General features: G+C 43.4%; 9 protein-coding genes. 3 read left to right on the top strand and 6 right to left on the bottom strand.

Going from position 1 to position 9,541, the window contains the following annotated elements:
- From ACGF63_RS01225 to ACGF63_RS01210, 4 genes are all read right to left on the bottom strand, one after another.
- Positions 1-1,174 (bottom strand): filamentous hemagglutinin N-terminal domain-containing protein (locus ACGF63_RS01225; protein WP_387628294.1); only part of this gene is annotated, 1,174 nt, incomplete at its 3' end.
- A 736-nt stretch (positions 1,175-1,910) separates the two neighbouring features.
- Complete coding sequence (locus ACGF63_RS01220; RefSeq protein WP_387628292.1) at positions 1,911-2,396, bottom strand: hypothetical protein; 486 nt, start codon at positions 2,394-2,396, stop codon at positions 1,911-1,913.
- 63 nt (positions 2,397-2,459) lie between these two features.
- Entirely contained in the window at positions 2,460-2,714 is a 255-nt protein-coding gene (locus ACGF63_RS01215) for a class I SAM-dependent methyltransferase (protein WP_387628290.1), read from the bottom strand.
- A 49-nt stretch (positions 2,715-2,763) separates the two neighbouring features.
- Positions 2,764-3,225, bottom strand: a complete 462-nt coding sequence (locus ACGF63_RS01210) for a hypothetical protein (RefSeq protein ID WP_132354314.1) — start codon at positions 3,223-3,225, stop codon at positions 2,764-2,766.
- A 585-nt stretch (positions 3,226-3,810) separates the two neighbouring features.
- On the opposite strand from ACGF63_RS01210, the gene ldtD reads away from it, so the two are divergent.
- The 3 genes from ldtD to ACGF63_RS01195 all read left to right on the top strand — a co-directional run bounded on the left by ldtD (position 3,811) and on the right by ACGF63_RS01195 (position 6,823).
- Positions 3,811-5,505: a L,D-transpeptidase gene (ldtD, locus tag ACGF63_RS01205; RefSeq protein WP_387628287.1), complete on the top strand. Its 1,695-nt coding sequence runs from the start codon at positions 3,811-3,813 to the stop codon at positions 5,503-5,505.
- Between the two features lie 76 nt (positions 5,506-5,581).
- Entirely contained in the window at positions 5,582-6,130 is a 549-nt protein-coding gene (locus ACGF63_RS01200) for a YcbK family protein (protein ID WP_036848813.1), read from the top strand.
- Between the two features lie 45 nt (positions 6,131-6,175).
- Complete coding sequence (locus ACGF63_RS01195; RefSeq protein WP_387628284.1) at positions 6,176-6,823, top strand: MBL fold metallo-hydrolase; 648 nt, start codon at positions 6,176-6,178, stop codon at positions 6,821-6,823.
- Positions 6,824-6,884: 61 nt separating this feature from the next.
- On the opposite strand, the gene ACGF63_RS01190 is transcribed toward ACGF63_RS01195, so the two are convergent.
- A complete protein-coding gene (locus tag ACGF63_RS01190; RefSeq protein WP_152962930.1) occupies positions 6,885-8,075 on the bottom strand; it encodes an amino acid aminotransferase in 1,191 nt (396 codons plus the stop codon).
- Between the two features lie 232 nt (positions 8,076-8,307).
- On the bottom strand, positions 8,308-9,483 hold the full coding sequence (ompC, locus tag ACGF63_RS01185) for a porin OmpC (RefSeq protein ID WP_387628281.1): 1,176 nt from the start codon (positions 9,481-9,483) through the stop codon (positions 8,308-8,310).
- Positions 9,484-9,541 lie beyond the last annotated feature (58 nt).

Here is a 9,541-nt window from a genome sequence, read left to right as displayed (position 1 = left end):
CATTAGTTCTGACAACCAAATCCCCCTGCACGGTTTTTATCGTTGCCGATCTGTTTTCGACTAACTGACTTTTATTCCCCTGCGCATCTTTCTGTATCCACAGATTATCGTTGGCTTGCAGTAAGGCTTTATCACCGGTATTGCGCACGGTGTCACCAAATACCCGCATATTCCGACCGGCGGTTACACGGCCTTTATTCTCCAGGGTGGTGTTTGCCAGAGTAATATCCCGGCCCGCTTGCACGTTAATATTCGGCGCAATATACGTTTCTTTGCCCATAATATTTAAGTCGGTTTTAGCGTGGGTATTTCCTAATTCAATTTTGCCGTTGGCGTTTAAGGTGATATCACGCTGGTCGCTAACCACATCTTTCAGATTAACCCCAACGCCATCTTCAGTGGCGACCAGCCGGATTTTATTGGCATACATGCCGCCCAGTGCTTTGGTATCAATAGCTAATTGCGGTTTAGCACCTTCTCCGGCAATGGATTTAACTGTGCCGTCTTTTAAACTGATGCGGTTGGTGCCCTGCGTCAGAGAGAGATTATTGGCCTGAATTTTTCCATTTAACTCCGTGGCCCGGCTGATAATATCGACATAATCTGTCGCTTTACCCTCCAGCCCTTTGCCGCTAATGGTGATCTGGCCTTGTTTAACCTCCAGGGCTTCCAGCGCACCCTGTTTGTCAAACTGAGGTTTCCCGGTGGTCAGGGTTGCGCTGGCGGTATTGATAAAACCACAGCCATCACAGGTGATGCCATTGGGGTTGGCAATCATCACATTGGCTTTATTGCCCACAATTTCCAACTGACCTTGCAGCTCAGAGCGTCCGTTGCCGGTGACTTCATTAATAATCAGTTCTGCCGCTTTGCCTGTCAGGTTAGGGTTGGCGTTCAGTTGCCCGGCCAGTTGTGATGTAGCTGCCTGCGTGGCGTTATTGAGAACGGCACCCTGAGTGGCAACGTTAAACTCTTGATAGGTGTTATGGGATATTCCCGTGCTATTCGGTGTGGCGATATTCACCACCGGCACATTACCCTGATTTTGTACCTGTGTGCGGTGATTATCCGGCGTTATTCCGGCGGCGATAGCCGGATGCAGCGGCTGGAGGGCCGTCAGGTAAATTAAAAGATAACTCGTGGCCCTGACCAACGGGTTGCTGCGCTTATCCATCGTACTCTCTCTTTTCTTAAGTTAATCGGGCTTCGGTGATAAAACGGTAATCTTTCCATAGAAAATATTGATAATTTGATAGTGACATAATAAAACTATTCTAATGTGTAATTATTTGTTTGTCTGGATTGATAGTACGAAATGTGATCAATGTCTGGTTATTTAATCCTAACAATGGGGAATGAGGTATATTAAATGCCGGTAAGTGGTAATAAGGATGGGGATAATTTTATACACCAATAACAACCCTTTAAGTTTATTAATGGTGTTACGTCCCTAACCTGACAGGTGTGTAGCATTCTGCTTATGTCTTTGGGGATGTTTTTAAATGGGTTGGTCAACAACCCAAAAGTGCTAACTGAGTACCGACGAGATCCAGATCGCAGCCTGCTGAAATCCGCATTATCTGTAGTATCTTTATATTGATTTGATATTTACCTGTGTCAGTTTTCAAACGTGATCTGATTGTTTAGTGGTGTGTTTAAATAGAAAGTTTTTAACTTTTTAAAAAGAGATTTATTTTACATTTGGGATATTTTTTTATGATTATTTTCTTGGGGTTTTAAACTGTTATTAAAAGCCATTTTTTAATCTTTGGTGGCTATTAAATTTAATCACCATGGTATATGGTGTTTTACGTTAAATAAACGTTAATCATACTCGATTTTTATCTTTACTGACGCTGTTTTACCAGCAATCCTGAGTGGTTTTCACCTGATGGTATAAAGATACTCTTTTATTTTTTCTCGGATAATATCCTTTTTCTCTCTGATTTCTTTTCAACTCTCATAAACAGTTGGCTTTCATATAAAATTGCCAATTTCCCCTCAAATTGATATTTATCCACCAGCATTTTTAATCTTCCAATAAATAACTCACCGTGGGCAGCTAAAGCACGTTGCACTTGAGTCGATGAACGACTCATCCCGATAAATGCTTCGCCGGGAATAGGCATACTCCAGCGGGTATTGAGTGTAATATGGAGGGCATTTTCATGCAGGAATGCAGTATTCAATTCCTGTGCATAATCAAAATCCCGATAGTGACGGCTATAGTTAGGGCTTAATTCTTCCAGCAGATTTTCATACTCATTCAGAAATTCACTATGCCGGTAATCTCGGTTATTTTGCAGGATCGCTATGATGCCATTATCTGCCAGATTGTTTCTGACCAAATTTAATACCGTTGCCCGATCCATCCATTGAAAAGATTGTGCTGCCATGATCAGGTCAGGATTACCCACATTGGCGAGATGCTGTTCAGCACTGCCATGTAACCAACTGACTCATGGCAATTTCTGTTTACCGGTGTCGATCATATCCTGCGAAATATCAATGGCAGTGTAGTGGTGTTGCTGACCAAGTAGATTTGCCAGCCCTTCGAGAGCAATGCCGGTTCCAGCACCAATATCGATAACAGACAGTGCCCTGTCTTTAGGCAGCCAGTGGCAAATTTCACGGAAAAGTGCCTGCGGGTAACGAGGGCGGTAGCGATCATAACCTTTAGCCAAACCATCAAATTTTTCTTTATGCTGTGTCATATTATCCTCTGCTCTTTCTCTTTGGGTGATGGGTTTTCGGGCAATTGATTCAAAATGTAATTGAGTCGTCCACCTGCGCGGACAACCGCCAACATTTGTTCGGATGGTGGATAAAAATCCGCCCGAAAGCGGGAGCTACAACCATGGGTATATCTACTGCTAATAAAGTGCTCACACTGTGTTTAAGATGAATATTGGAAGTCGGAAGGCCGATATGTATCGCCTTAAATCCCAGAGAGAAAGTATATTTAATATCTTCCAGTATCTCCCGATTCCAGCCGATAATATTTACTTCATTCTTGCGTTCCAGCATCTCTTCTAATGCCAGAACTTCATCCCCTTTCATGGCTGGGATCCCGGCTTCTATCCACTCCACACCGGCGTCTACCAACGAATTAAAAATACTCACTTTTGTTTCTTTTGAAAATACAACGCCAAGAGCCTGCTCACCATCACGTAACGTTGTGTCTGCCAGATTAACGATATTGCACTTATTATGTGAATCTACCATATGTGATTAATTCCCTGTCTGAATGGGTGGTACAAAATGTGATCGATATCAATTTTTTAATCCTGATAATGGTGAATGAGATATATTAAATGCTTAAATGCACCTTTACTAATAAGCTTTGATAGCTCTGATGTGTGTTTTTGAGCTTTAATTGATTTGTTTTTAAGTAAAATATCCATATTAAAAGTATGAGATCTCGCCTTGCCAGACATGCGTTATCAATTTCTGCATAAATTATTCTAACGTTCATTTATTTTTTCTCCGTAAGTAGTAGGATTTGATTCTGGCAGAATCGTGGTGACTGTCGCTGGTTGGGATCTGCCTGTTGGTATTGTTAATTCTCAGTTTTAATCCTGGCATTAATCATGTTGGTTGAGCCAGAAACAAGGTTTAAATCTCTTGAGAAAGACGTTTCGGCGTTTTTTGGCACTTTTTTGTTTGGTTTTCTTGCGGTTGCTGATTATATTTCTTGTGTGGACAAATAATTTATAAAGTAATTAATTTATTGTTTTCCTTAGATTAGATGCTGGATCTGCCATAGTTAGAATTAATTTATGAGAATGTTCTGAAGGTGGGTATGTTGATATGGTAAAAAAAGCGATAAAGCCGCTGTGTATTTCGGTTATTTGCAGTACATTAATGGTAGCTGGCTATGCTTTAGCCAATCAGCAGAGTAGGCTGATGGAAAGTGATATGCAGACTGAAAAGGTATCTGAGACAGCAATACCTAAACAAGTACAGATTCAAACTTATGCGGTTGCACAAGAAGAGAATCGCAGAGTGCTTCAAAGCTGGTTACCGAAGCAAGTTAAGCCTATTTTCTTTGACCGATTGGTCAGTCTGTATTCATCTAATCAGATGCAACCTTTATGGCAGGACAAAACCGCTGTTCAGCGTTTTGAACAACAACTTTTAGAACTGGCATTGGCTGGATTTCAGCCGCAATTTGGTCAATGGCTGATCGAACTTAATGATCCTCAATTGAGCGATATGGGGCGTGATCTCATTTTATCTGATGCTATGCTAGGTTATTTGCAATTTGTCTCCGATGTCAGTCATCAGGGCGAAAACTGGCTCTATCGCACGACACCATATAAAGTTGTTTTACCTTCATCTGTGATCATAGACCGGTGGCAGCAAGCGATTACAGATCGCAATATGGCCGCTTATGTTGCAGCATGGGTGCCACAGCATCCTCAATATGAAAATATGCATAAGGAGATGATGAAGCTATTGGCTGATAGTCAACCGTGGCCACAGGTTTCTGACGAAAGTGCATTAAAACCGGGGCAGAGTCGCCCGGATATCACGGCCTTAAGAGAAATACTTATCCGTACCGGCATGCTGAATGATGTGACAACTAAATCGGGTAATATCTATGACTCTGAATTGGTTGCCGCGGTAAAAAATTTCCAGCAATGGCAGGGGCTGGCACCCGATGGCGTGATTGGTAAACGCACCAGAGATTGGCTGAATACGTCACCTCAAACCAGAGCTGGATTAATGGCGCTTAATATTCAGCGTTTGCGGATTGTCCCAGGGCATGTTTCTACCGGCATTATGGTCAATATTCCTGATTATTCGTTGCATTATTATCTTAATGATCAGGAAGTGCTGAACTCGAAGGTGATCGTTGGTCGTCCGAGCCGTAAAACGCCAATGATGAGTAATGTGCTGAATAATGTCGTGATTAATCCCCCCTGGAGTGTGCCAACTAGTCTGGCGAGAAAAGATATTGCGCCGCGGGCGGTTAATGATCCCGGATATTTCCAGCGTCGGGGGTATGTTATTTTTTCAAACTGGCGTGCTGATGCCAGTGTGATTGATCCTTACACTATTGATTGGAATGTGATTACGCCGGCTAATTTTCCTTATCGGGTATGGCAGGCTCCGGGGCCGGCTAACTCATTAGGCCACTATAAATTCAATATGCCAAATTCTGATGCCATCTATTTGCACGATACGCCGAACCATAGTCTGTTTAACAAAGATATCAGGGCGATCAGTTCTGGTTGTGTCAGGGTTAACAAAGCGTCAGAATTGGCAAGTATGTTATTGGGAGATGCTGGTTGGTCACAAAGCAAGGTGGATAATACGCTGAAACAGGGCAATACGGTTTATGTTAATATCCCACAGCGTGTTCCTGTTTATTTGTATTATTTGACTGCTTGGGTAGATGAGCAGGGTGTACCTCAGTATCGCACTGATATTTATGACTATGATAATAGTGCGAGACAAGGTTCCCAGTTTTTGTCAAAGTTGTTGTCTTTACAAAGCTAGATGCAACTAATTTTCATTATTAGCTGTCATAGTGACCAGCGACTTATTTTTTCATAATCTGGGTAGATGTTTCTTCATGGATATAATCGATCATAATCGCCGCAAGTGGCTTGGTGTGGGGGCTGCCGCTTTGGGTTTGAGTTTATTGCCGGGGCACGTTTTTGCGACTCTGGCCACTCCCCGCCCACGAATTTTACGTTTTGACAACTTACATACGGGCGAAACTATCAAAGCCGAATTCTTCGATGGTCATCGTTATAACAAAGATGAACTGGCTCGTCTGAATCATCTGTTTCGGGATTATCGTCAAAATAAAGTTAAAACGATCGATCCTCAATTATTTGATCAGATCTATTTGCTGCAAATGATGATGAGCATTAATAAGCCTGTACAACTCATTTCTGGTTACCGCTCACTGGTGACCAACAATCAGTTGCGCAAGAAAAGTAAAGGCGTGGCTAAACAGAGTTACCATATTCGCGGGCGAGCGATGGATTTCCATATTGAAGGTATTGATCTTAGATATATCTGTAAAGCCGCTCTGAAAATGAAAGCGGGCGGTGTGGGGTACTATCCACACAGTAATTTCGTTCATATTGATACAGGTCCCGTCAGGACGTGGTAATCTGGTGAGTAACTATTTTGTTTTGACTATGGAGTAAATGAAATAATGAAATACCAAATTATTCCTGTGACTGCTTTTATGCAAAATTGTACCCTTATTTGGAATGAAGAGAGTAAGGAAGCGGCAATTGTTGATCCAGGTGGTGAAGCGGCAAGGCTGATCGCTGAGATTGAAGGCCGTGGCCTGAAATTGACCCAGATTTTATTGACTCATGGTCATTTTGACCATGTTGGTGCAACGGCAGAAGTCGCTGAACATTTTAATGTGCCGGTTTACGGACCACAGCAGGAAGATGCTTTTTGGATCGAAGGCTTGCAGGCTCAGAGCCGGATGTTTGGCATTGAGGAATGTGCATCATTTGAACCTGACCGCTGGCTGAATGAAGGTGATGAGTTACATGTTGGCGGGGTCGATTTGTCTGTATTGCACTGTCCGGGTCATACACCAGGGCATGTTGTATTTGTTAATCATACAGATAAACTGATCTATATGGGGGACGTACTGTTTAAAGGGGGGGTTGGGCGCAGTGACTTTCCTCGTGGTAATCACCAGCAGTTAATTAATTCAATTAAAGATAAACTTCTGCCACTTGGTGATGATTATACATTTATTCCAGGGCACGGGCCAATGTCTACACTGGGTTATGAACGGCAGACTAATCCATTTTTACAGGATGAAGTTCCAAGTTGGTGATGTGGAATTGAATAAAAGCCGCTGAGATTGAGCGGCTTTTCATAGTAAGGTGAATGTTGATTCAGAGTACCGCAACAATGGCTTCACACAGTGGGGCCATATTTTCCAGCGTCAAGCCAGCGACGTTAATACGACCGGAACTGACAGCGTATATACCAAATTCTGTACGCAGGCGCTCAACTTGTTCTTTTGTCAGGCCACTGAATGAAAACATACCATTTTGGTTGATAATGAAGCTGAAATCTTGTTTTGCCCCTTTTTCTTGTAAGGTGTTCACAAGCAGTTGACGCATACGCTGAATACGTTCGCGCATGGTGGTCAGCTCTTGTTCCCAGGCGGCTTTTAGTTCTTCATTTGACAAAATAGTGGCGACAACAGATGCACCATGAGACGGTGGGTTGGAATAGTTAGCACGGATAATGGCTTTAGCCTGGCTGAACGCTTTTTCTGCTGTATCGCTGTCACCCGCAACGATAGTACAGGCGCCCACACGTTCATTGTACAAGCCAAAGTTTTTGGAATAAGAGCTGGCGACAATCAGTTCATTATGATTTTTCGCAAAAATGCGCAGGCCTTCCGCGTCTTCGTTCAGACCTTTGGCAAATCCTTGGTAAGCGAAATCAAAAATGGGCAGCCAGCCTTTTTCCGCAGACATTTCGGCCAGTTTGGCCCACTGGGCTGGGGTGGGATCGATACCCGTCGGGTTGTGGCAGCAGCCGTGGAACAGAACAACATCACCCGCCTGAGCGTCAGACAGGCTTGCCAGCATGTCTTCGAAATTCAGGGCGTGTTTTTCAGCGTCATAGTATTTATATTCACGAACTTCCAGGCCAGCGGCAGAAAAAACGTTTTTATGATTTGGCCAGGTTGGATTGCTAATCCAGACTTGTTTCGCGTTAGTCTGTTTGGCAATAAAATCCGCAGCAATACGTAAAGCACCTGTACCACCTGGGCTTTGCGCTGTACGGGCGCGTTTGTCTGTTACCACTGGGTGATCTTTACCAAACAGCAATTCTTGCGTCACAATGCCAAATTCAGCGAGGCCGCTAATCGGCAGGTAATTCTTTGTTGCTTCGTTTTCCAGCAGATATTGTTCCGCTTTCTTGACACTGGTGAGGACAGGGGTTTTTCCTGTTTCATCTTTATAGACACCGATGCCAAGGTTGATTTTATTTGTACGAGGATCAGAACGGAAAGTATCGGCTAAGCCAAGAATAGGGTCGGCAGGCGCTGCTGTGATTTTCTCAAACATGTTTGTGATTCCAAAGCTCAGGGTTAAGCCTAAAAAGGTAGTCAGGTTAACGCCGCAGAAACAGTTTGCCAACTATTTGTAGCAAAAAGAATATAATCTTGTGAAGCAGTTTGCGGAGTGAGAAAAAGTTTAGCTAATAGTGAGAAAAGAGAGAATAAAAAAGCAGCGCCGGAGCGCTGCTTTCGTTTAAAGATGATTAACTTATTCAGCTAAACATAGTTATCAATGGTAATTAGAACTGGTAAACCATACCTACGCCAACAACGTTGTCAGTGCTGATACCTGCTGCTTTGGTGAATTCATTGTCATCCAGCAGGTTGATTTTGTAATCAATATAGGTAGTCATGTTTTTGTTGAAGCTGTAGAAAGTACCAACAGAGATATATTTAACTAGATCGTGGCTGCCAGATTCTTTCTCTTCCCCTTTAATGTTACTGAGCAGGCTTTTACCTTTAGACTGTACGTATGCCAGAGATGGACGCAGGCCGAACTCGAACTGGTACTGAGCCGTTAATTCGATGTTTTGGGTTTTGTTGGCGATATTTTCCCAGTTTACACCATCAACTTTTCCACCGAAGCGAGTCATATTACGGGTTTCACCGTACATTGCTGCCAGGTAGATGTTGTTGGCATCGTATTTAGCACCGATGTTCCAAGCTTCAGCACGGTCGCCTAGAGCAGTAGAACCAACAGGTTTGTCTTTTTCACCGTCTTTTTCAACAACGCTGAAAGTCGTTTTTTGTGCAGAAGTACGGGCAGAGTTAGAGTATGCACCACCGACGCTGATACCGTAACCTACGTCATAAGTTGTAGCGAAGCCATAACCATCACCGTTGTCTTTACGTTTGTCACGGCTATTAGCGGTATTGTTGCTGTTCTCACCCTGATATTGCAGGGCAAAGCTCAGACCATCAACCAGACCGAAGAAATCGTTATTACGGTAAGTTAACAGACCAGTAGAACGGCCAGTCATGAAGTTGTCAGTCTGAGCCATGGAGTCACCACCGAATACTGGCAACACGTCGGTCCAGGAGTTGACGTCATAAACAACACCGTAGTTACGGCCGTAGTTCAGTGAACCGTAGTCGGAAAGTTTCAGGCCAGCGAAAGCCAGACGAGTTTTGGTTTCTTCGTCAACAGCTTCTGCACGGTTACCTTTGATGTTGTATTCCCAACGACCAAAACCGGTCAGTTGGTCATTGACTTGAGTTTCACCTTTGAAACCCAGACGGGCGAAAGTGTTATCACCATCTTCGCCGCTTTCGTTGTTAGCGAAGTGGTGACGCGCTTCAACTTTACCATACAGGTCCAGTTTGCTACCGTCTTTGTTATAAACTTCAGCTGCATTTGCTGCGCCAGCAGCCAACAGAGCTGGGATTACCACTGCAAGAACATTGTACTTCATCATTATTATTACCCTCATTGGTGTTATATCGGACACCTGCCACTGCCAAAAATAATTCTTT

Origin of the sequence: Photorhabdus sp. RM322S (genome assembly GCF_042879395.1) — a bacterium.
Lineage (GTDB): Bacteria > Pseudomonadota > Gammaproteobacteria > Enterobacterales > Enterobacteriaceae > Photorhabdus > Photorhabdus khanii.
The sequence above is the reverse complement of the archived record's forward strand: the minus strand, read 5'-3'. Positions and strand labels throughout refer to the sequence as shown.